We start from the raw sequence: 22,423 nt of genomic DNA, 5'->3' as shown, positions 1-22,423 counted from the left end.
GGAGCGCCCCACCCCCCTCGCAGCCCCCCGCGAGGAAAGAGCGCTCCGCCGTCTCTCACATACCGAAGGACCGTCTCTCACATACCGAAGAGCCGTCTTTCACATGCCGAAGGGCGGGGGCCCTCGAAAGAACCCCCGCCCCGAAAAGCCCCGGCCCCAGCCAGCCGGCCGACCCCTCGGCCGGCCCCTCAGGTGGCCCGGCGCCGCCGCCCCCCGGGCCGCCGCTCGCTCGGCCGTGTCACAGGGTCCCCGGCGTCCAGCGCGGCCATCCTCCGCCGCACCCCGAACTCCGCCAACGCCTCGGCCAGCTTCTGCGCGGACGGCTCGGGAGCCATCACATCGACCCGGAGCCCATGCTCCTCGGCGGTCTTGGCGGTGGCCGGCCCGATACAGGCGATCACCGTCACGTTGTGCGGCTTCCCGGCGATCCCGACCAGGTTCCGCACGGTGGACGACGAGGTGAACAGCACCGCGTCGAACCCACCCCCCTTGATCGCCTCCCGGGTATCGGCCGGCGGCGGCGACGCACGGACCGTCCGGTAGGCGGTCACGTCGTCCACCTCCCACCCGAGGTCGATGAGCCCGGCGACCAGCGTCTCGGTGGCGATGTCGGCGCGAGGCAGGAACACCCGGTCGATGGGGTCGAAGACCGGGTCGTAAGGGGGCCAGTCCTCCAGCAGCCCGGCGGCGGACTGCTCCCCGCTGGGCACGAGGTCGGGCTTCACACCGAAGGCGATCAACGCCTTGGCGGTCTGCTCACCCACCGCCGCGACCTTGATCCCGGCAAAGGCACGGGCATCGAGCCCGTACTCCTCGAACTTCTCCCGCACCGCCTTGACGGCGTTGACGGAGGTGAAGGCGATCCACTCGTACCGCCCGGTGACCAGCCCCTTGACGGCCCGCTCCATCTGCTGAGGCGTCCGGGGAGGCTCGACAGCGATGGTGGGCACCTCGTGCGGCACGGCGCCGTAGGAGCGCAGCTGCTCGGAGAGAGAGCCCGCCTGTTCCTTCGTACGGGGAACGAGCACCTTCCACCCGAAGAGCGGCTTCGACTCGAACCAGGCGAGCTGATCCCGCTGGGCGGGAGCGGACCGCTCCCCCACGACGGCTATCACGGGCCGCCACCCGTCGGGCGAGGGCAGCACCTTCGCCTGCTTGAGGGTCTGCGCGATGGTCCCGAGGGTCGCGCACCAGGTCCGCTGCCGGGTGGTGGTCCCGGCGACGGTCACCGTCAACGGCGTATCGGGCTTGCGCCCGGCGGAGACCAGCTCCCCCGCGGCGGCGGCGACGGCGTCCAGCGAGGTCGAGACGACGAGCGTCCCGTCGGACGCCCCCACCTCGGTCCAGCACCGGTCGGAGGCGGTACGGGCGTCCACGAACCGGACGTCCGCGCCCTGGGCGTCCCGCAGCGGCACACCGGCATAGGCCGGCACGCCGACGGCGGCGGCCACACCGGGCACCACCTCGAACGGCACACCCGCGGAAGCGCAGGCGAGCATTTCGGCGGCGGCGTACGTATCAAGTCCCGGGTCGCCCGAGACCGCACGGACGACCCGCCTGCCGCCCCGCGCGGCCTCCATGACAAGATGTGCCGCATCCCGCATCACGGGAAGCGCCACGGTCGCTGACGCACTGTCAACTACCGTGGGCTGTGGTGCGATCGTGCCCGGGGCGGGGTCCGTGGGCACGACGGAGACGCCGGTCCGCGCGTGCGTCCGTACGACGTCGAGCACCTCGTGCTCGGCGACGAGGACGTCCGCGCTCGCCAGCGCCTCCACGGCGCGCAGAGTCAGCAGTCCCGGATCCCCGGGTCCGGCACCCAGAAAGGTGACGTGCCCGTGGTCCAGGCCGGAGGGAAGGGTGGTGGGGCTCAATGTGCTCGCTCCCCCATCAGACCGGCCGCGCCCTGGGCAAGCATCTCGGCGGCGAGCTCGCGACCGAGCGTCGTTGCCTGGTCATGCGTCTCGGGCACGGGACCGGTGGTGGACAGCTGCACCGTACGGGAACCGTCGGTGGTACCGACAACCCCCCGCAGGCGCATTTCCTTGACAATCTGCCCGTCGGCCAGCAGGTCGGCCAACGCACCCACAGGTGCGCTGCAACCGGCCTCCAGGGCGGCGAGCAGTGACCGCTCGGCCGTTACGGCGGCCCGCGTGAACGGGTCGTCGAGTTCGCCGAGCGCGGCGACGAGGTCGGCGTCGGACGCCGCGCACTCGATCGCCAGTGCCCCCTGGCCGGGGGCGGGCAGAACCGCGTCTATCGACAGGAAGTCGGTGACTTCGTCGGCGCGCCCGATCCGGTTGAGCCCGGCGGCGGCCAGCACGACCGCGTCCAGCTCACCGTCATGGACGTACCGGATCCGGGTGTCGACGTTCCCCCGGATCGCGACCAGCTCGAACTCCAGCCCGTGCGCACGGGCGTACGCGTTCAACTGGGCCGCCCTGCGCGGCGAACCGGTCCCGATCCGCGCCGCGCGGGGCAGATCGGTCAGCTTCAGCGCGTCCCGGGCGACGAGGACGTCGCGCGGGTCCTCGCGCACGGGTACGGCCGCCAGCGTCAGCCCCTCGGGCTGCGCCGTCGGCAGGTCCTTCAGCGAGTGAACGGCGAAGTCGACCTCGCCCGCGAGCAGCGCGTCGCGCAGCGCGGTGACGAACACGCCGGTCCCGCCGATCTGGGCGAGGTGCTCGCGGGAGGTGTCGCCGTACGTCGTGATCTCGACGAGTTCGACCGGGCGCCCGGTCACCTGACTCACCGCCTCGGCCACCTGCGTCGACTGGGCGAGGGCGAGTCTGCTCCGCCTCGTCCCCAGTCTCAGCGCCTTGTCACTCATTCCGGGTCCTTCTCATCCGTTGCCCGGGACACGGCGGCGACCGTCTCCTGGTCGAGGTCGAACAGGGTGCGCAGCGCGTCCGCGTACCCGGCGCCGCCGGGCTCCGCCGCGAGCTGCTTGACCCGTACGGTCGGCGCGTGCAGCAGTTTGTCGACGACGCGCCGCACGGTCTGGGTGATCTCGGCCCGGTGCTTGTCGTCGAGCCCGGGCAGCCGTCCTTCGAGGCGCGCGATCTCGCCGGCCACCACGTCGGCGGCCATCGTCCGCAGGGCGACGACGGTCGGCGTGATGTGCGCGGCGCGCTGCGCGGCACCGAAGGCGTTCACTTCGTCCGACACGATCCGCCGGACCTGGTCCACGTCGGACGCCATCGGCGCGTCCGCGCTGACCTCGGCCAGCGACTCGATGTCCACCAGCCGCACCCCGCCCACGCGGTGGGCGGCGCCGTCGATGTCGCGGGGCATCGCGAGGTCGAGCAGGCACAGCACGGGTTCGGCGGAGACGGCGTCCACCGTTTCGGGACGGCGCCGCTCGGGAATCCGGCCGGCCGTCGCGGCGGTCTGCGCGAGCGCCGAGATCAGCTCGGCCTCCTTGTCGGCCCGCCGGTCCACGCTCCCGTTGTCGACCCACGCGGCGTGCTGCTCCAGCGTGGCCGCGTCCATCCCGGCGACGGCGGCGTCCCCGGCGACGGAGAAGCCCTGCTGGACGGCGCCGAGGTCGAGGGGACAGGACTCTTCGGGCTGCGGGAGTTTGATCACACGGGGCGCGGGTACAGCGGCCACCGCCTCCGTACGCCCCTCGACGGCACGGGCGACGTCCTCACCGGTGAGCACCAGCCCCGTCGCCCCCGTACAGGACACCGCCAGATCGGCCCGTGCCAGCTCGCCCGGCACCGATTCCATCGGGACCGCGCGGGCCGTCACGTCCGTACCGTCGGCCAGTATCTGTACGAGGCGCTCGGCGCGGTCGTACGTCCGGTTGGCGACGACGATCTCCCCGACTCCGGCGCGCGCGAGCGTCGCGGCGGCCAGCGAGGACATCGACCCGGCGCCGATGACCAGCGCCTTCTTCCCCCGCACCCACTCCTCGACCGGCGTCTCCCGGGCGAGCTGCTCAAGCCCGAAGGTCACCAGCGACTGTCCGGCCCGGTCGATCCCGGTCTCGGAGTGCGCCCGCTTCCCGACCCGCAGCGCCTGCTGGAAGAGGTCGTTCATCAGCCGCCCGGCGCTGTGCAGCTCCTGCGCCTTCGCGAGGGAGTCCTTGAGCTGCCCGAGGATCTGCCCCTCGCCGACGACCATGGAGTCGAGCCCGCACGCCACGGAGAACATGTGGTGGACGGCGCGGTCCTCGTAATGCACGTACAGGTACGGCGTCAGCTCGTCGAGCCCGACCCCGCTGTGCTGCGCGAGCAGCGTCGACAGCTCGGCGACCCCGGCGTGGAACTTGTCCACATCGGCGTACAGCTCGATCCGGTTGCAGGTGGCGAGGACGGCGGCCTCGGCGGCCGGGTCCGCGGCGACCGTGTCCTGGAGCAGCTTGACCTGCGCGTCCTGACCGAGCGAGGCCCGCTCCAGGACGCTCACGGGAGCGCTGCGGTGGCTCAGGCCGACGACGAGGAGACTCATGCCGGCATCACGGCGGGGACGTCCCCGTCGGGTCCCTGCTCGGGGGAGTCGTCGTGCGCCACGGCGGTCGCGTTCTCGGCGATCTCGCCGGCCTTGCGCTGCTCGTGGAAGGCGAGGATCTGGAGCTCGATCGAGAGGTCGACCTTGCGGACGTCGACCCCGTCGGGGACGGTCAGCACGGTCGGCGCGAAGTTCAGGATGGACGTCACCCCGGCGGCCACGAGCCGGTCGCACACCTGCTGCGCGACGCTCGGCGGGGTGGTGATGACGCCGATGGACACACCGTTGTCCTGGATGATCCGCTCCAGGTCGTCGCTGTGGCGTACGGCGATGCCGGCGACCTGGCGGCCCTCCATGGCCGGGTCGGCGTCGATGAGAGCGGCGACACGGAACCCGCGCGAGGCGAACCCGCCGTAGTTGGCGAGGGCGGCGCCGAGGTTGCCGATACCGACGATGACGACCGGCCAGTCCTGGGTGAGGCCCAGCTCGCGGGAGATCTGGTAGACGAGATACTCGACGTCGTAGCCGACACCGCGCGTTCCGTACGAACCCAGGTACGAGAAGTCCTTGCGCAGCTTGGCGGAGTTGACCCCCGCCGCCGCCGCGAGCTCCTCGGAGGAGACCGTGGGCACCGAGCGCTCCGACAACGCGGTCAGGGCGCGGAGGTACAGCGGAAGCCTGGCGACAGTGGCCTCGGGAATCCCTCGGCTACGGGTCGCCGGTCGGTGAGTTCGGCCAGTTGCCACGGTGCTCCTGCGGGTTGCGCGGGGCTCTGGGCGGTCGTACGTCCCCGGACCGCCCCGTCGAAAGCAGGCTATGTCTTTGTGAACGCGTGCACAAAGATGGTGTCCGATTTGCCCGGCCAACGTGACCGGGGTCACGCGTTTCACTCCTGGGGGCAAAACAGCTCACGCTCCTCATGAATCCCGCCCCCAAGACCACCTGGCCATCGATCCTAAGCGACATTCGTACGTCTTTGGACTAGCTGGTCAGTACCTTCCGCAACCGGGCCTCGTCCACGCGCCAGAACGTGTGCTGCTTCCCGTCCACCAGAACGACCGGAATCTGCTCCCAGTAGGCGTCGTGAAGTGCGGCGTCCTGCTGGATGTCCTTCTTCTCCCACACCACGCCCAGCTCCCCGCACACCCTGGCCACCACCGCCTCGGCGTCCTCACAGAGGTGGCAGTCGGGCTTGCCGATCAGGGTGACGTGCTTCGGTGCGGCGGGCTTGCGCCGGAAGAGCGGAGTCATACGGCCCATTGTCCGGCCCTTGCCGCGCTCTTTAACGAAGCGGTCGTGGAGAGTTCACACCATCCGAACCCCACCGATCCGGAACGTGTCCGGTGGACTGGCTATGCTCACGACATGGCCGCTCTCGGATGGCTCACTCCCCGTAGGCGCTCAGCCACGGCACGGAGCGTATTGGCAGGCGAAGCGTCGGCTGAGGCTGCGCGCAAGTCCTCCAAGGAGGACGAGGAGAAGAAGGACAGGGAGCCGGAGTTCCCCGTCCAGGGCGACGACAGGGCCGCCGCGTTCTTCGACCTCGACAACACCGTCATGCAGGGCGCCGCCCTCTTCCACTTCGGCCGTGGGCTGTACAAACGCAAGTTCTTCGAGACCCGCGACCTGGCCCGTTTCGCCTGGCAGCAGGCGTACTTCAGGCTGGCCGGCCACGAGGACCCGGAGCACATGCAGGACGCCCGCGACTCGGCCCTCTCCATCGTGAAGGGCCACCGGGTCGCCGAGCTCCAGTCGATCGGCGAGGAGATCTACGACGAGTACCTCGCCGACCGCATCTGGCCGGGCACCCGGGCCCTCGCCCAGGCCCACCTGGACGCGGGCCAGAAGGTGTGGCTGGTCACAGCGGCCCCGATCGAGATCGCCCGCGTCATCGCGCGACGCCTGGGCCTGACGGGAGCACTGGGCACGGTCGCGGAGTCGGTGGACGGCATCTACACGGGCCGACTGGTGGGCGAACTCCTCCACGGCCCGGCCAAAGCGGAAGCGGTCCGCGCCCTCGCCGCCGCCGAATCCCTGGACCTGACCCGCTGCGCCGCCTACAGCGACAGCCACAACGACATCCCGATGCTCTCCCTGGTCGGCCACCCCTACGCCATCAACCCCGACACCAAACTCCGCAAACACGCCCGCAACCTGGACTGGCGCCTGCGCGACTACCGCACAGGCCGCAAGGCGGCCCGCGTAGGCATCCCGGCGGCAGCGGGCGTGGGCGCGGTGGCGGGCGGCACGGCGGCGGCGATCGCGTTGAGCCGCAGGAAGCGGTAGTCGAAGCCCGGGCACCGGCCCGGCTGGGCGATTATCCGACGGCCGGAAAATCACCGGACCCGTCCCGCCAGCAACCCTCCACAACCCCCAGCAAACGTCAACTCGCCTCCCACCCGAGAGCAGTTGGCGTTTAGGGGCGCGGGTAACGGCGCGACAAGCCACAACGCGGCCCGCACCCGGCTCAACACGCCCCGAAACACCCCCGAAGCCGATCTTTTTCGATCAACCCCCGGTCGGAACAGTGAACTTGATTCGACGTCAATCGATCACAAAACCGACGTAATCGAAGTTTTGAGCAACTCGGCGTAGCAGGGCCTTCACGAAGCGTTATTCTCCTCAAACGCATTCCGGAACCCGCCCACCACTGCAACAGGTGATCGGTCCCGCACTGCATGTGATGGAAGCTCTGCCTCTGGGAGTCCCGTGTACCCACACGTCGGGGTTGACGCCTCGGGCCTGGCTACGCTGCGCGATTCGATCGCGACGCTAAAGGAAACGCTGCGCGGCTGTGTCCCCCCCGCGTTCGGTGTCCCCGCCTTCGCCACCGCCACCCCCGTCGGCGCGTGCTACGCGCTCGCCGACGGCGGCACCACTGTCGGCAGGCGCGGTCGCACGACCGCACCCGCCGCCCGCCGCCCCGCCGCGGACAGCGACAGCGCCCGCATGATGGACCTGGTGGAACGCGCGCAGTCCGGCGAGGCCGAAGCCTTCGGCTGCCTGTACGACCAGTACAGCGACACGGTCTACCGGTACATCTACTACCGGGTGGGCGGAAAGGCCACCGCCGAGGACCTGACGAGCGAGACGTTCCTGCGCGCGCTCAGGAGGATCGGCACCTTCACCTGGCAGGGCCGTGACTTCGGCGCCTGGCTGGTGACGATCGCGCGGAACCTCGTCGCCGACCACTTCAAGTCGAGCCGCTTCCGCCTGGAGGTGACGACGGGAGAGATGCTCGACGCGAACGAGGTCGAGCGCTCCCCGGAGGACTCGGTCCTGGAGTCGTTGTCGAACGCGGCGCTCCTGGACGCGGTACGCCGCCTGAACCCCCAGCAGCAGGAGTGCGTGACGCTCCGCTTCCTCCAGGGCCTGTCGGTCGCGGAGACCGCGCGGGTGATGGGCAAGAACGAGGGCGCGATCAAAACGCTCCAGTACCGGGCCGTCCGTACCCTCGCCCGGCTCCTGCCGGAAGACGCCCGGTAACCGAAACCTCCCGCCAACTCACTTTCAGTGAAAGTCCGTTGACTTCCCGATCCGATCATCCTCAGTCCGTAACCCAAGTGCCGCGCCATTCGTTGAGCGGGATACAGGCTCCCTGTGGTCACGTTCCGCCCGCCCCCGGTCACCCGATCGTGGGGAACCGGTCGAGGACGTGCAACCCTCAGACCCCCAGGGGAGTCGACCGTGATGACGAGAGGAGGTGCCGCCAGTGATCGCGAACGTATCGGCACACCGGCGGGCGAACGCCTTCGCCCAGGCCCTGGAGGATTCGGACCAGGGCACGGCGGCCGAGCAGCCCGAGGGATCACCGCCGGCACCGGACGCCGCCGACCGCACCGGACAGGACACGCTGCTGTCCCTGACGGCGGACCTGGCGGAGCTGCCGAAGCCGCAGCTGGACCCCGAGGTCAAGGTCGTCCACCGGGCGCAGTTGGTCGCCGCGATGGAAGCCATGCTGCAAGGGGGTGAGGCCCCCTCCGTACCGGAACAGCGCGGTCACCGCGCCGCGAAACACCGGTCGCTGGGCAAGCTCCGCCCGCGCGGCCGGCTCGCCAAGGGCCTCACGGCCGGCGGCCTGAGCGTCGGCGTCGCCGCGGGCGCCTTCGGCGGGGTCGCGGCGGCGAGTTCGGACGCGCTGCCGGGCGACTCGCTGTACGGCCTGAAGCGCGGCATCGAGGACTTCAAGCTGACGTACCTGACGGACGACGACACGGAGCGCGGCCAGGCGTACCTGGACCAGGCGTCGACGCGCCTGAACGAAGCGCGCCGCCTCCTCGACCGGGGCCGGGGCGTCCACCTCGACCACGAGTCCCTGGGCGAGATCCGCCGCACCCTCTCGGGCATGACCCACGACGCGACGGAGGGCCACCGCCTCCTGCACGAGGCGTACGAACGCGACCCGGAGTCCCTGGGCCCGATGCGCGCCCTCTCCGCCTTCGCCCAGTCCCACCGCGAGACCTGGGGCGCCCTGCGCGACCACCTCCCGGTCCAGCTGGGGGACGTCGGCGAGCAGGTCACCTTGGTCTTCGACGCGATGGACGAGGAGGTGGCCCCCCTGCAATCGCTCCTCCCGCCGCCCCCGTCCCACGGCTCGACAACCCCCCGCACCACACCCCCCGGCACCACCACCCCGTCCCACACCAACCCCACCTCCCCGACCCCGGGCCACTCCACCCCGAACCACACCGCTCCAGGCCACTCGACCACCCCGGCCGCCCCCGCCACCCCGTCCGACGACGGCTTCCTCGGCGGCAACACCGGCGGCAACCTCCTGGACCCCCCGAAACACCTCCCCCCCACCCCCGCCCTCCCCACCACACCCCCCGACGTCACGATCCCCCCACTCATCCCCGGCCTCCTCCCCGGCCTGGGCATCGACAGCGAGGACGTGGACTAGTACGGCGATGGGGCGCCCAACTCGAAGTTGGGCGCCCCATCGCCGTACCCACCCTAGAAAAACACCGACCGCCGCTGCACCAGCAGCTTGTAGAGCGTGTGCTGGATCTGCTCGCGTACCTGGTCCGTCAGGTTGAACATCAGCATCGGGTCCTCGGCGGCCTCCGGCGGATAGCCGTCCGTGGGGATCGGCTCGCCGAACTGGATCGTCCACTTGGTCGGGAGCGGGACGGCGCCCAGGGGGCCCAGCCACGGGAACGTCGGCGTGACCGGGAAGTACGGGAAGCCCAACACCCTCGCCAGCGTCTTCGCGTTGCCGATCATCGGGTAGATCTCCTCCGCGCCGACGATCGAGCACGGGATGATCGGAGCCCCCTTGCGCAGAGCCGTGGAGACGAAGCCGCCTCTGCCGAAGCGCTGGAGTTTGTAGCGCTCCCCGAAGGGCTTGCCGAGGCCCTTGAAGCCTTCCGGCATGACGCCGACCAACTCGCCCTGGCCGAGGAGTCGGTCGGCGTCCTCCGCGCACGCGAGCGTGTGTCCGAGCTTGCGCGCGAGTTCGTTGACCACCGGCAGGACGAAGACCAAGTCGGCGGCGAGCAGCCGGAGATGGCGGTCGGCGGGGTGGTTGTCGTGGACGGCGACCTGCATCATCAGCCCGTCCAGCGGAAGCGTCCCGGAGTGGTTGGCGACGATCAGCGCACCCCCCTCGGAGGGGATGTTCTCGATGCCCTTCACCTCGACCCGGAAGTATTTCTCGTACACCGGCCGCAGCAGCGACATCAGGACCTGGTCGGTGAGCTCCTCGTCGAAGCCGAAGTCGTCGACCTCGTACTCCCCGGTCAGCCGCCGCCGCAGGAACGACAGCCCGCCCGCGATACGCCGCTCGACGGACCGCGGCTCCTGTGGTGTCACCGGAACATCATCGCGCTCCGGTGCCCTGATGGGCAGGGGCTGGACCTCGCCGTTCCTCGCCTCCCGCTTCCCGAGCCCGCCCCGGCGCCGCGCGGGCCGCGTCGCCGTCCCCGTACGGGACCTGTCGTCGTCGAACGGGATGACCTTGGCGTCCGCCATCGTGGACACGCTCCTCAGTTCGCGCTCGGCGTCGGAAAGTTCGGCGGGACCAGCGCCGCGACCCGGTCGACGGCGTCACCGACCAGCTCCGGCGGCAGCAGCCCGGCCCCCTGGCTGCGCGCGAAGTCCGCGAAGGTCCCGGCGGTCGTGAACGCCGGCGAGAACCCGAGCGTCTCGCGCATCAGCGTCGTGGACACCACCCGCCCGTGCGTCAGCAGCCGGATCTGCTCGGGCGAGAAGTCGGTCATCCCGAGCGTGCGCACCAGCGACCCCGCCCAGGTGACGGCCGGCAGCAGCAGCGGCACGGTGGGCCGCCCGAGCCGCCGCGAACACTGCGACAGCAGCAGCACCCCGTCCCCCGCGATGTTGAACGTCCCGCTGTTCTGCGTCCCGCGCGCCGGGTCGTACGACGCGATCCGCAGCACCTCGATGACGTCGTCCTCGTGCACGAACTGGAGCCGCGGGTCGTACCCGAACACCGTGGGCAGCACGGGCAGTTCGAAGTACGAGGCGAGCGGCGTCTCGGCGCCGGGCCCGAGGATGTTGGCGAACCGCAGCACGCACACGGCCACATCGGGCCGCCGCCGCGCGAACCCGCGTACGTACCCCTCGACCTCGACGGCGTCCTTCGCGAACCCGCCGCTCGGCAGCGACTTCGCGGCCGTCGACTCCGTGAACACGGCCGGGTCGCGCGACGCGGACCCGTACACGTTCGTACTGGACTTCACGACGAGCCGCTTGACGCCGGGCGCCTTCTGACAGGCCCCCAGCAGCTGCATCGTCCCGATGACGTTGGTCTCCTTGACCGACGTCCGGCTCCCGCTGCCGAGCGGGGTGCCGGTCACGTCCATGTGGACGACGGTGTCGGCGCCGCTCTCCGCCAGCACCCGGGCGATGGCCGGCTGGCGGATGTCCGCCTGGACGAAGTCGGCGCCCCCGAGGGAGTGCTCGGGCCGTACGACGTCCACCCCGATCACCCGGTCCACGCCGGGATCGCGCTGGATCCGCCGTACGAACCGTCCCCCCAGCCTGCGGGCCACTCCGGTGACAAGCACGACCTTCCCCAAGATCAGCGCCTTTCTTCCAGGGCCTGGTGTTGGGTGCCAACCTAGCGCTTCGGTGTTGCGCTGTGATGACTGCCCGAGGCAAGCATGGCCATAAGAAGGCGGAGCGCCGGGAAAACACTGGCCGGATATACGAGTAGCTGGATATGCGGGTGACCGGATATGCGGGTGGCCCCCGCCGGAATAACCGGTGGGGGCCACACCACGCGTACGCGACGCGCCGATTCAAGTCGTAAGCGCTCTGGCTTACTTCTTGTTACGGCGCTGGACGCGCGTCCGCTTCAGCAGCTTGCGGTGCTTCTTCTTCGCCATCCGCTTACGCCGCTTCTTAATGACAGAGCCCACGACTTACCCTCGCTCACTTCTCATCACTCGGTGCTGGGCGCCGGGGCCCACACGACCTACGAGGGGCCAGCCTACCCGTCCGCGCGCTGAGGTCGTAATCGAGGGGGTCGGGGGAGATCGGACGTGCCCTGCACTGATCCCCCCCAGGTCAGCCGTCAGGCGGTTTCCACCCCCACATAACTCTCGCGGAGGTACTCGTGCACCGCTTGTTCGGGGACGCGGAAGGACCGCCCCACCCGGATCGCGGGCAGATGACCGCTGTGCACCAGGCGGTACACGGTCATCTTCGAAACGCGCATCACCGCGGCGACTTCCGCCACGGTAAGGAACACAACCTCGTTGAGAGGCCGATCAGCTGCCATGACAACACCTGAACCTTCCGCACTCGACGGTCACCGGCTTCCCCTTCCGGTAACTCTTCGTCGTTGCGTGCTCACTCCCCAATGTAGGGGCGGGTGATGCGAGTGGGGAAGAGGTGCACCCCAAGGCAGTCCTACTGTGACAGACACGCTCGATTGAGTACGTAGCGGGTAAGCGGCAAGTAGTAATCGGACCGCACGCCGTCATCAACCGGAACGGCGACGGACACGATCCCCTCGGCCTGCCCCACGAACACCGCGGGGTCATCGGCATCGGCCAGCCCAATGGCCTCAAACCCCAGCTGACCTGCTCCGCAGACCCAGCCGTGGTCCCCGATGACCAGGTCCGGCAGCCGCCCGCCGGACGCCGCGAGGGCCTCCAGCGCGAGCCGAACCGGCAGCGGGGAATGCGTGTGCACGCCGGTCGCGCAACCGGCGCGTTCGACGCCCGGTTCGAGGAGCCGGCCGACTCCCCGTACGTACTGAAGGATGTGCGTGCGTAGACCGAACCGGGTCGTTATGTCGACAGAGAGACCCTTCGCAGGTGTGAGCACTTCACATCCCGCCGTCGACAAGGCGTCCACGATCCCCCGGTAAAACCCCCCTAACCGCCCCGGATGTCCCGTCCCCACCAACACGGCACCGTTACAGAGCGCAACATTCCTGATCCGATCCGCAAACGCGTCGAGCGCGGCGACGGTCTTCAGGGGCTCCACCCAATCCTGCCCTGAAACCACCCGCAGATCGTCCGAAACCCCACACCCCTCCACCATGACCCCCAGCACTTCCCGAACCCCCCAAACCCCCCGGGTCACCACCCCCAACCGCACCCGAGGATCCCCCGCCCCGAACAACCGATAATTCCGCAGACTCCGCTCCCGGGTGGTGGACACGCGCCCCGAAATCCCCACATCAACGAGATAGGCCGCGAGGGCCTCAGCACTGAACACACCAGAATCCTGCCGAAGTCATCCCGGCTACACCTGAAACTCAGGCCCCCCACAACCTGGTTGGAGTAACACCACACCGAGCCCACCGGAGGGCCCCTAGCCACCCCAGCCCGTCTCATCCCAGCCTGTCCGGCGTTTGGGGACGGCCCGCACCCACCCACTCCACCCAACCGCCCCAGCCTGTCCGGCGTTTGGGGACGGCCCGCACCCACCCACTCCACCCAACCGCCCCAGCCCGTCCGGCGTTTGAGGACGAGGCCCCTTCAGGGCCGATCCCCACCCACCCACGGAACGCTGCCCCCACCTCCCCCACCCACCCGGGGTCCAGGGGGCGGAGCCCCCTGAAGCGGGGTCGAAGGGGCGGCAGCCCCTGGGGGATGGGACGGGTAGGGGCGGCGGGGGCGAGAAATCCCTACGCCAACAACCCCCGCAACGGAAACACCGCCCGCCGAGCCGCCAGCACCGCCTGATCCACCCGGTCCCCCGGGTCGTACCCCGCCTCCCAGGAAGCCCAACTCACCGGCCACCGCCCATCACTCATCCGAGCAGGCGCCAACTGCCGAGTCCGAGCAAAGACCTGCTCCCGCCACCCCTCAGGAATCACCGCATCCGGCGACACCTCCTTCCCCGCGGCAATCCCCACCAAATGCGCCCAGGACCGAGGAACGACATCCACGACGGAATACCCACCCCCACCCAGCGCGACCCACTTCCCCCCGGCGTATTCATGAGCCAACTCATGACAGGCCACCTGAACAGCCCGCTGCGCATCGAGAGAAACCGCGAGATGAGCCAACGGATCCTCGAAATGCGTATCCGCGCCGTGCTGACTGACCACAACATCGGGCCGAAACTCCGCCACCAACTCCGGCACCACGGAGTGAAACGCCCGCACCCACCCCGCATCCCCGGTCCCCGCAGGCAACGCCACATTCGCAGCGGACCCCTCGGCAACCCCGGACGCCCCCGTCTCCTCGGCCCACCCGGTCTGCGGAAACAACGTACGAGGATGCTCATGCAGCGAGATGGTCAGAACCCGGGGATCCTCCCAGAACGCAGCCTGCACCCCGTCCCCGTGATGCACATCGACGTCGATGTAGACGACCCGCTCGGCCCCCAGCTCCAGCAACCGCGCGATGGCAAGAGCCGCATCGTTGTAGATACAGAACCCGGCGGCCCCACCGGGCATCGCATGATGAAGCCCCCCGGCAAAGTTGACGGCGTGCAAGACGTCCCCCCGCCACACGGCCTCGGCGGCCCCGACGGACAACCCGGCGATGAGGGAACTGACTTCGTGCATACCGGCGAACGCGGGATCGTCGACGGTCCCGAGCCCGTACGCCTGATCGGCCGCCCGAGGATCCGCGGAGGCCGCCTTCACGGCCTCGATGTAGTCCTCCCGATGCACAAGCCGCAGAGTCGACTCCCCGGCCGCCTTGGCCGAGACGACGTCGACCTCCCGGTCCAGCCCGAGCGCCGCCACCAACCCCCGCGTCAGCTCAAGCCGTACGGGATCCATCGGATGCCCGTCCCCGAAGTCGTACCCGGTGACCGCTTCATCCCACATCAACTGTGCGCGCCCGCTCATGCCCGCCACCGTATCGGTCCCCCCGCGTCTCGAACGACCGGGCATACAGGACGGTCACCAGCACCAACCCCATGGGCACGAGCATGGCCGCCCGATAACTCCAGGCGTCCCCGATCACCCCCACGAGCGGCGAACCCACCAGAAACCCGACGTAGTTGAAGATGTTGAGCCGAGCGACGGCGGCATCGGAAGCTCCGGGGAACAACCGCCCGGCCGCCGCGAACGTCTGCGGCACGATCACACACAACCCCACCCCCACGAGCGTGAACCCCGCCATCCCCACCCAGGCCCCCGGCGCCCCGGCGACCACGGCGAACCCCCCGGCGGCGACCAACGCCCCGACCCGCACGACGACGACGGCCCCGAACCGCCGTACCCCGTAGTCCCCGACGGCCCGCCCGACGAGCATGGTCACCATGTAGACGTTGTACGGCACGGTCGAGAGCTGCTCGGAACTCCCCAGCACGTCCTGGAGGTACTTGGCACTCCAGTTGGACACGGTGGAGTCCCCGATATAGGCGAACGCCATGACGAGGCAGAGCGGCAGCAACACCCGGAAGGCAAGCCCGTCCCCGCTCTTGACGCCCTCCTCAGGGGCCTCAACTCCCGTACGGCCGTCGACATACCACCGGCTCCCGAGGAGCGCGGCCGGCAACAGCACACAGACGACGGGCAGATAGAGCACCCACAGCTCCAACTCCCAGTGCGCACCGACCCAGGCGAGCGAGGACCCGACGATCCCCCCAAGACTGAACGCCGCATGGAAGCTGAGCATGATGCTGCGCCCGTACGCCCGCTGAAGGCTCACCCCCAGCATGTTCATCGTCGCGTCGAGCGCCCCGAGCGAAAGCCCGAACACGGCCAGAGCGGCGGCGAGTTGAACGGCCCCGTGCCCCGCCCCGACCCCCACCAGGGCGAGCAGGACGACGGGCTGGGCCCACCGCAGGACGACCCTGGACGACGCCCTCCGCACGACCCGCTCGGACGCCACGCTCCCGACCCCGGCCAGCACGGGCACGGCCGCCAGATACACCGGCAACAGCCCGTCGGAGATCCCGTACCGATCCTGGATCGCCGGAATCCGGGTCACCAGCAGAGCGAACGCGGCCCCATGCGCAAAGAAGCTGAACGCCAACGAGGCCCTACCGCGCCGCAGCACTTCTGTCATGGCGGCGAGCGTAGGGCCCCGGCGTACTCATGGGTAGATCAAGCCAAAGATGAATTTCGCTCAGCTCTTGGTGTTGATAGCCCAGCGTTCACGGTTGGGATGTTCTGCTCCCAGTTTGAGAGATTCTGTCCCTCACCTGCCCTCACCCGAGCAGCAACTCCACCAGCTCCCCCGGCTCGGCATACATCCGCGAGGCCCCCACGAGCCGCTCGGCGGGCGTCATCGCGGTGAAGCCGAGTACGTCCATCCCGGCCGCCACCCCCGCCCGCACCCCGAGCGGCGAGTCCTCGACGACCACGCACCGCCCCGGGGCCACCCCCATCCGCTCGGCCGCGTACAGGAACAGATCCGGCGCCGGCTTCCCCCGCCCCACATCCTCCGCGCTGAAGACCCGCCCCTCCCCGAAGAACCGGTCGAGCCCGGCCACCCGATGTCCCACCCGGATCCGCTCATGACTCCCGGACGACCCCACGCAGTACGGCACCCCCGCCGCCACCAGCCGCTCCAGCACCTCCACGATCCCCGCGACCGGCTTCAGCTCCCGCTCGAACGCGGCGAACACCCGGCCATGAAAGACCTCGTCGAACCCCTCCGGCAACCGCTCCCCGGTCCGCTCCAGCACCAGATCGTGAATCCGGTGCATCGCGGACCCCATGTAGTCCCGGATCGACTCCTCGTACGACGTCGGATGCCCGACCTCGGTGAGATATTCGGCGAGCAGCCGATTGGAAATGGGCTCGCTGTCAACGAGCACGCCATCGTTGTCGAAGATCACCAGGTCGTAGCGCATACACCAACCCTAAACGCAGAAAACCCCCGCACCATAAGGTGCGGGGGTTTCCCGGAATGATTGTTCGGCGGCGTCCTACTCTCCCACAGGGTCCCCCCTGCAGTACCATCGGCGCTGTAAGGCTTAGCTTCCGGGTTCGGAATGTAACCGGGCGTTTCCCTCACGCTATAACCACCGAAACACTATGAAACACATCAACCGCACCACACCATGAACCATGGCATGGGGTTGTTCGTGGTTTCAGAACCAACACAGTGGACGCGAGCAACTGAGGACAAGCCCTCGGCCTATTAGTACCAGTCACCTCCACCCCTTACAGGGCTTCCAGATCTGGCCTATCAACCCAGTCGTCTACTGGGAGCCTTACCCTCTCAAGGAGGTGGGAACACTCATCTCGAAGCAGGCTTCCCGCTTAGATGCTTTCAGCGGTTATCCCTCCCGAACGTAGCCAACCAGCCATGCCCTTGGCAGAACAACTGGCACACCAGAGGTTCGTCCGTCCCGGTCCTCTCGTACTAGGGACAGCCCTTCTCAATGTTCCTGCGCGCGCAGCGGATAGGGACCGAACTGTCTCACGACGTTCTAAACCCAGCTCGCGTACCGCTTTAATGGGCGAACAGCCCAACCCTTGGGACCGACTCCAGCCCCAGGATGCGACGAGCCGACATCGAGGTGCCAAACCATCCCGTCGATATGGACTCTTGGGGAAGATCAGCCTGTTATCCCCGGGGTACCTTTTATCCGTTGAGCGACGGCGCTTCCACAAGCCACCGCCGGATCACTAGTCCCGACTTTCGTCCCTGCTCGACCCGTCGGTCTCACAGTCAAGCTCCCTTGTGCACTTACACTCAACACCTGATTACCAACCAGGCTGAGGGAACCTTTGGGCGCCTCCGTTACTCTTTAGGAGGCAACCGCCCCAGTTAAACTACCCATCAGACACTGTCCCTGATCCGGATCACGGACCCAGGTTAGACATCCAGCACGACCAGACTGGTATTTCAACGACGACTCCACAACCACTGGCGTGATCGCTTCAAAGTCTCCCAGCTATCCTACACAAGCCGAACCGAACACCAATATCAAACTGTAGTAAAGGTCCCGGGGTCTTTCCGTCCTGCTGCGCGAAACGAGCATCTTTACTCGTAGTGCAATTTCACCGGGCCTATGGTTGAGACAGTCGAGAAGTCGTTACGCCATTCGTGCAGGTCGGAACTTACCCGACAAGGAATTTCGCTACCTTAGGATGGTTATAGTTACCACCGCCGTTTACTGGCGCTTAAGTTCTCAGCTTCGCCACACCGAAATGTGACTAACCGGTCCCCTTAACGTTCCAGCACCGGGCAGGCGTCAGTCCGTATACATCGCCTTACGGCTTCGCACGGACCTGTGTTTTTAGTAAACAGTCGCTTCTCGCTGGTCTCTGCGGCCACCCCCAGCTCAAGGAGCAAGTCCTCTCACCAGTGATGGCCCCCCTTCTCCCGAAGTTACGGGGGCATTTTGCCGAGTTCCTTAACCATAGTTCACCCGAACGCCTCGGTATTCTCTACCAGACCACCTGAGTCGGTTTAGGGTACGGGCCGCCATGAAACTCGCTAGAGGCTTTTCTCGACAGCATAGGATCATCCACTTCACCACAATCGGCTCGGCATCAGGTCTCAGCCTCAATGTGCGACGGATTTGCCTATCGCACGGCCTACACCCTTACCCCGGGACAACCACCGCCCGGGATGGACTACCTTCCTGCGTCACCCCATCACTCACCTACTGCAAGTCTGGTCCGTCGGCTCCACCACTTCCCTTTGCCCGAAGGCTCCGGGACGGCTTCACGGACTTAGCATCGCCTGGTTCAATGTTTGACGCTTCACAGCGGGTACCGGAATATCAACCGGTTATCCATCGACTACGCCTGTCGGCCTCGCCTTAGGTCCCGACTTACCCTGGGCAGATCAGCTTGACCCAGGAACCCTTAGTCAATCGGCGCACACGTTTCCCACGTGTGAATCGCTACTCATGCCTGCATTCTCACTCGTGAACCGTCCACCACTGCCTTCCGGCGCAGCTTCACCCGGCACACGACGCTCCCCTACCCATCACAGCACCCGTTGGGGCTATACGCTGCAATGACACGACTTCGGCGGTACGCTTGAGCCCCGCTACATTGTCGGCGCGGAATCACTAGACCAGTGAGCTATTACGCACTCTTTCAAGGGTGGCTGCTTCTAAGCCAACCTCCTGGTTGTCTCTGCGACTCCACATCCTTTCCCACTTAGCGTACGCTTAGGGGCCTTAGTCGATGCTCTGGGCTGTTTCCCTCTCGACCATGGAGCTTATCCCCCACAGTCTCACTGCCGCGCTCTCACTTACCGGCATTCGGAGTTTGGCTAAGGTCAGTAACCCGGTAGGGCCCATCGCCTATCCAGTGCTCTACCTCCGGCAAGAAACACACGACGCTGCACCTAAATGCATTTCGGGGAGAACCAGCTATCACGGAGTTTGATTGGCCTTTCACCCCTAACCACAGGTCATCCCCCAGGTTTTCAACCCTGGTGGGTTCGGTCCTCCACGAAGTCTTACCTCCGCTTCAACCTGCCCATGGCTAGATCACTCCGCTTCGGGTCTTGAGCGTGCTACTGAAACGCCCTGTTCGGACTCGCTTTCGCTACGGCTACCCCACCCGGGTTAACCTCGCAACACACCGCAAACTCGCAGGCTCATTCTTCAAAAGGCACGCAGTCACGAGATACGTGCAAGCACGTATCCGACGCTCCCACGGCTTGTAGGCACACGGTTTCAGGTACTATTTCACTCCGCTCCCGCGGTACTTTTCACCATTCCCTCACGGTACTATCCGCTATCGGTCACCAGGGAATATTTAGGCTTAGCGGGTGGTCCCGCCAGATTCACACGGGATTTCTCGGGCCCCGTGCTACTTGGGTGTCTCTCAAACGAGCCGTTGACGTTTCGACTACGGGGGTCTTACCCTCTACGCCGGACCTTTCGCATGTCCTTCGCCTACATCAACGGTTTCTGACTCGTCCTGTCGCCGGCAGACGACAGAAGAGAGATCCCACAACCCCCACGACGCAACCCCTGCCGGGTCTCACACGTCGTAGGTTTGGCCTCATCCGGTTTCGCTCGCCACTACTCCCGGAATCACGGTTGTTTTCTCTTCCTGAGGGTACTGAGATGTTTCACTTCCCCTCGTTCCCTCCACATACCCTATGTGTTCAGGTATGGGTGACAGCCCATGACGACTGCCGGGTTTCCCCATTCGGAAACCCCCGGATCAAAGCCTGGTTGACGGCTCCCCGGGGACTATCGTGGCCTCCCACGTCCTTCATCGGTTCCTGGTGCCAAGGCATCCACCGTGCGCCCTTAAAAACTTGGCCACAGATGCTCGCGTCCACTGTGCAGTTCTCAAACAACGACCAACCACCCGTCACAACCCACTCACGCAGGTTTTCACCGGGGTCGGCATCATGAGGGAGTTCATTCCCTCAGACACCCAACAGCGTGCCCGACCCGAACCCGTCCGGAGATCATGCTTTCCACGCCCCTAAGAGCAGTACTCGCAATGCCTCCGACCCGATGTTCCGGCCGAATAATCAACGTTCCACCCATGAGCAACCACCGCAGAACGTTCGCCTGCGTTATGGCCCTGGCTGCCTTACGGCAGCTAGATGCTCCTTAGAAAGGAGGTGATCCAGCCGCACCTTCCGGTACGGCTACCTTGTTACGACTTCGTCCCAATCGCCAGTCCCACCTTCGACAGCTCCCTCCCCGTGAGGGGTTGGGCCACCGGCTTCGGGTGTTACCGACTTTCGTGACGTGACGGGCGGTGTGTACAAGGCCCGGGAACGTATTCACCGCAGCAATGCTGATCTGCGATTACTAGCAACTCCGACTTCATGGGGTCGAGTTGCAGACCCCAATCCGAACTGAGACAGGCTTTTTGAGATTCGCTCCACCTCACGGTTTCGCAGCTCTTTGTACCTGCCATTGTAGCACGTGTGCAGCCCAAGACATAAGGGGCATGATGACTTGACGTCGTCCCCACCTTCCTCCGAGTTGACCCCGGCGGTCTCCTGTGAGTCCCCGTCACCCCGAAGGGCACGCTGGCAACACAGGACAAGGGTTGCGCTCGTTGCGGGACTTAACCCAACATCTCACGACACGAGCTGACGACAGCCATGCACCACCTGTACACCGACCACAAGGGGGCGACCATCTCTGGCCGTTTCCGGTGTATGTCAAGCCTTGGTAAGGTTCTTCGCGTTGCGTCGAATTAAGCCACATGCTCCGCTGCTTGTGCGGGCCCCCGTCAATTCCTTTGAGTTTTAGCCTTGCGGCCGTACTCCCCAGGCGGGGAACTTAATGCGTTAGCTGCGGCACCGACGACGTGGAATGTCGCCAACACCTAGTTCCCACCGTTTACGGCGTGGACTACCAGGGTATCTAATCCTGTTCGCTCCCCACGCTTTCGCTCCTCAGCGTCAGTATCGGCCCAGAGATCCGCCTTCGCCACCGGTGTTCCTCCTGATATCTGCGCATTTCACCGCTACACCAGGAATTCCGATCTCCCCTACCGAACTCTAGCCTGCCCGTATCGAATGCAGACCCGGGGTTAAGCCCCGGGCTTTCACATCCGACGCGACAAGCCGCCTACGAGCTCTTTACGCCCAATAATTCCGGACAACGCTTGCGCCCTACGTATTACCGCGGCTGCTGGCACGTAGTTAGCCGGCGCTTCTTCTGCAGGTACCGTCACTTTCGCTTCTTCCCTGCTGAAAGAGGTTTACAACCCGAAGGCCGTCATCCCTCACGCGGCGTCGCTGCATCAGGCTTCCGCCCATTGTGCAATATTCCCCACTGCTGCCTCCCGTAGGAGTCTGGGCCGTGTCTCAGTCCCAGTGTGGCCGGTCGCCCTCTCAGGCCGGCTACCCGTCGTCGCCTTGGTGAGCCATTACCTCACCAACAAGCTGATAGGCCGCGGGCTCATCCTTCACCGCCGGAGCTTTCGACCCCCGCCCATGCAGGCAGAAGTGATATCCGGTATTAGACCCCGTTTCCAGGGCTTGTCCCAGAGTGAAGGGCAGATTGCCCACGTGTTACTCACCCGTTCGCCACTAATCCACCCCGAAGGGCTTCATCGTTCGACTTGCATGTGTTAAGCACGCCGCCAGCGTTCGTCCTGAGCCAGGATCAAACTCTCCGTGAATGTTTACCCGTTATCGGGTGCACAACACAGAAGAGCGGAACGATCGGAGGAATGATCCGACCGTTCACAGCGTCCTCGCTGTGTTTGTTTCAAAGGAACCTCATCCTCGGCCATCGGCCGGGGACGGGGTATCAACTAATCTGGCGTTGATTTTTGGCACGCTGTTGAGTTCTCAAGGAACGGACGCTTCCTTCGTACTCACCCTCTCGGGCTTTCCTCCGGGCTTTTCCCTTCGGTCTTGCGTTTCCGACTCTATCAGATCTTTTTCCGATCCGATTTCCTCGGTGCTTTCCAGGTTCTCGCTCTCGCGTTTCCCTTTCCGGCGGTTCCGACTCTATCAGATCCTTTCGGCGTCTGATTCCCAGCCAGCGGGGGTTGTCTTCCTGGCCCTTGGGCCGTTCCGACGAGTGAGACTTTAGCGGATTCCCGCCCTCCGAAGCCAATCGGGGGGCCGCGCCCTTTCGAACGTGGATTCCTCATTTCGCAAATACGCACGCCAAAGACACGACACCA

16 protein-coding genes and 3 rRNA genes are annotated in these 22,423 nt (G+C 66.6%); 3 read left to right on the top strand and 16 right to left on the bottom strand.

Going from position 1 to position 22,423, the window contains the following annotated elements; all coding sequences use genetic code 11:
• Positions 1-188: 188 nt before the first annotated feature.
• The 5 genes from ACQCO7_RS24670 to ACQCO7_RS24650 form a co-directional block, all read right to left on the bottom strand.
• The gene (locus ACQCO7_RS24670) at positions 189-1,874 is read right to left on the bottom strand and encodes a bifunctional uroporphyrinogen-III C-methyltransferase/uroporphyrinogen-III synthase (RefSeq protein WP_464073865.1); all 1,686 of its coding nucleotides are present in this window, start codon (positions 1,872-1,874) and stop codon (positions 189-191) included.
• Positions 1,871-2,830 carry a hydroxymethylbilane synthase gene (gene hemC, locus ACQCO7_RS24665; RefSeq protein ID WP_464073864.1) on the bottom strand — a complete coding sequence of 320 codons (960 nt, stop codon included), beginning with the start codon at positions 2,828-2,830 and terminating at the stop codon, positions 1,871-1,873. Before hemC ends, ACQCO7_RS24670 begins: the two co-directional genes overlap by 4 nt.
• Positions 2,827-4,455, bottom strand: a complete 1,629-nt coding sequence (locus ACQCO7_RS24660) for a glutamyl-tRNA reductase (protein ID WP_464073863.1) — start codon at positions 4,453-4,455, stop codon at positions 2,827-2,829. Before ACQCO7_RS24660 ends, hemC begins: the two co-directional genes overlap by 4 nt.
• A complete protein-coding gene (locus ACQCO7_RS24655; RefSeq protein ID WP_464073862.1) occupies positions 4,452-5,201 on the bottom strand; it encodes a redox-sensing transcriptional repressor Rex in 750 nt (249 codons plus the stop codon). Before ACQCO7_RS24655 ends, ACQCO7_RS24660 begins: the two co-directional genes overlap by 4 nt.
• Before the next feature lie 235 nt (positions 5,202-5,436).
• A complete protein-coding gene (locus ACQCO7_RS24650) occupies positions 5,437-5,715 on the bottom strand; it encodes a glutaredoxin family protein (RefSeq protein WP_464073861.1) in 279 nt (92 codons plus the stop codon).
• Between the two features lie 105 nt (positions 5,716-5,820).
• Here ACQCO7_RS24650 and ACQCO7_RS24645 point away from each other — a divergent pair, with 105 nt between their 5' ends.
• The 3 genes from ACQCO7_RS24645 to ACQCO7_RS24635 all read left to right on the top strand — a co-directional run bounded on the left by ACQCO7_RS24645 (position 5,821) and on the right by ACQCO7_RS24635 (position 9,355).
• Positions 5,821-6,741, top strand: coding sequence for an HAD family hydrolase (locus ACQCO7_RS24645; protein WP_464073860.1), 921 nt, complete (start codon positions 5,821-5,823; stop codon positions 6,739-6,741).
• A gap of 423 nt (positions 6,742-7,164) precedes the next feature.
• Entirely contained in the window at positions 7,165-7,941 is a 777-nt protein-coding gene (locus ACQCO7_RS24640; RefSeq protein WP_010351070.1) for an ECF subfamily RNA polymerase sigma factor, BldN family, read from the top strand.
• A 226-nt stretch (positions 7,942-8,167) separates the two neighbouring features.
• The gene (locus tag ACQCO7_RS24635) at positions 8,168-9,355 is read left to right on the top strand and encodes a DUF5667 domain-containing protein (protein WP_464073859.1); all 1,188 of its coding nucleotides are present in this window, start codon (positions 8,168-8,170) and stop codon (positions 9,353-9,355) included.
• A 53-nt stretch (positions 9,356-9,408) separates the two neighbouring features.
• Here the strand turns inward: ACQCO7_RS24635 and ACQCO7_RS24630 are convergent, their stop codons facing one another.
• The 11 genes from ACQCO7_RS24630 to ACQCO7_RS24580 all read right to left on the bottom strand — a co-directional run bounded on the left by ACQCO7_RS24630 (position 9,409) and on the right by ACQCO7_RS24580 (position 21,910).
• Positions 9,409-10,425: a lysophospholipid acyltransferase family protein gene (locus ACQCO7_RS24630; protein WP_464073858.1), complete on the bottom strand. Its 1,017-nt coding sequence runs from the start codon at positions 10,423-10,425 to the stop codon at positions 9,409-9,411.
• 14 nt (positions 10,426-10,439) lie between these two features.
• Positions 10,440-11,492, bottom strand: coding sequence for an NAD-dependent epimerase/dehydratase family protein (locus ACQCO7_RS24625; RefSeq protein WP_464073857.1), 1,053 nt, complete (start codon positions 11,490-11,492; stop codon positions 10,440-10,442).
• A 243-nt stretch (positions 11,493-11,735) separates the two neighbouring features.
• Positions 11,736-11,834, bottom strand: a complete 99-nt coding sequence (locus tag ACQCO7_RS24620) for a 30S ribosomal protein bS22 (RefSeq protein WP_003948845.1) — start codon at positions 11,832-11,834, stop codon at positions 11,736-11,738.
• Positions 11,835-11,989: 155 nt separating this feature from the next.
• Positions 11,990-12,196, bottom strand: coding sequence for a helix-turn-helix domain-containing protein (locus tag ACQCO7_RS24615; RefSeq protein ID WP_010351066.1), 207 nt, complete (start codon positions 12,194-12,196; stop codon positions 11,990-11,992).
• 131 nt (positions 12,197-12,327) lie between these two features.
• The gene (locus ACQCO7_RS24610) at positions 12,328-13,143 is read right to left on the bottom strand and encodes a phosphatase (RefSeq protein ID WP_464073856.1); all 816 of its coding nucleotides are present in this window, start codon (positions 13,141-13,143) and stop codon (positions 12,328-12,330) included.
• Positions 13,144-13,555: 412 nt separating this feature from the next.
• Positions 13,556-14,731: an acetoin utilization protein AcuC gene (locus tag ACQCO7_RS24605; RefSeq protein ID WP_464073855.1), complete on the bottom strand. Its 1,176-nt coding sequence runs from the start codon at positions 14,729-14,731 to the stop codon at positions 13,556-13,558.
• Positions 14,700-15,899, bottom strand: coding sequence for an MFS transporter (locus tag ACQCO7_RS24600; RefSeq protein WP_464073854.1), 1,200 nt, complete (start codon positions 15,897-15,899; stop codon positions 14,700-14,702). The genes ACQCO7_RS24605 and ACQCO7_RS24600 overlap by 32 nt, the downstream gene beginning before the upstream one ends.
• Positions 15,900-16,041: 142 nt before the next feature.
• A complete protein-coding gene (locus ACQCO7_RS24595; protein ID WP_075733539.1) occupies positions 16,042-16,689 on the bottom strand; it encodes an HAD family hydrolase in 648 nt (215 codons plus the stop codon).
• A 62-nt stretch (positions 16,690-16,751) separates the two neighbouring features.
• Positions 16,752-16,868, bottom strand: a 5S ribosomal RNA gene (gene rrf / locus ACQCO7_RS24590).
• Positions 16,869-16,959: 91 nt separating this feature from the next.
• A 23S ribosomal RNA gene (locus ACQCO7_RS24585) occupies positions 16,960-20,081 on the bottom strand.
• A 302-nt stretch (positions 20,082-20,383) separates the two neighbouring features.
• A 16S ribosomal RNA gene (locus ACQCO7_RS24580) occupies positions 20,384-21,910 on the bottom strand.
• Together the 16S, 23S and 5S rRNA genes form the textbook arrangement of a ribosomal RNA operon.
• Between the last annotated feature and the right edge of the window lie 513 nt (positions 21,911-22,423).

It is taken from the genome of Streptomyces saintjeani (assembly GCF_055409605.1).
Note: the sequence above shows the minus strand (reverse complement) of the source record. Positions and strands in the feature narration are given on the sequence as shown.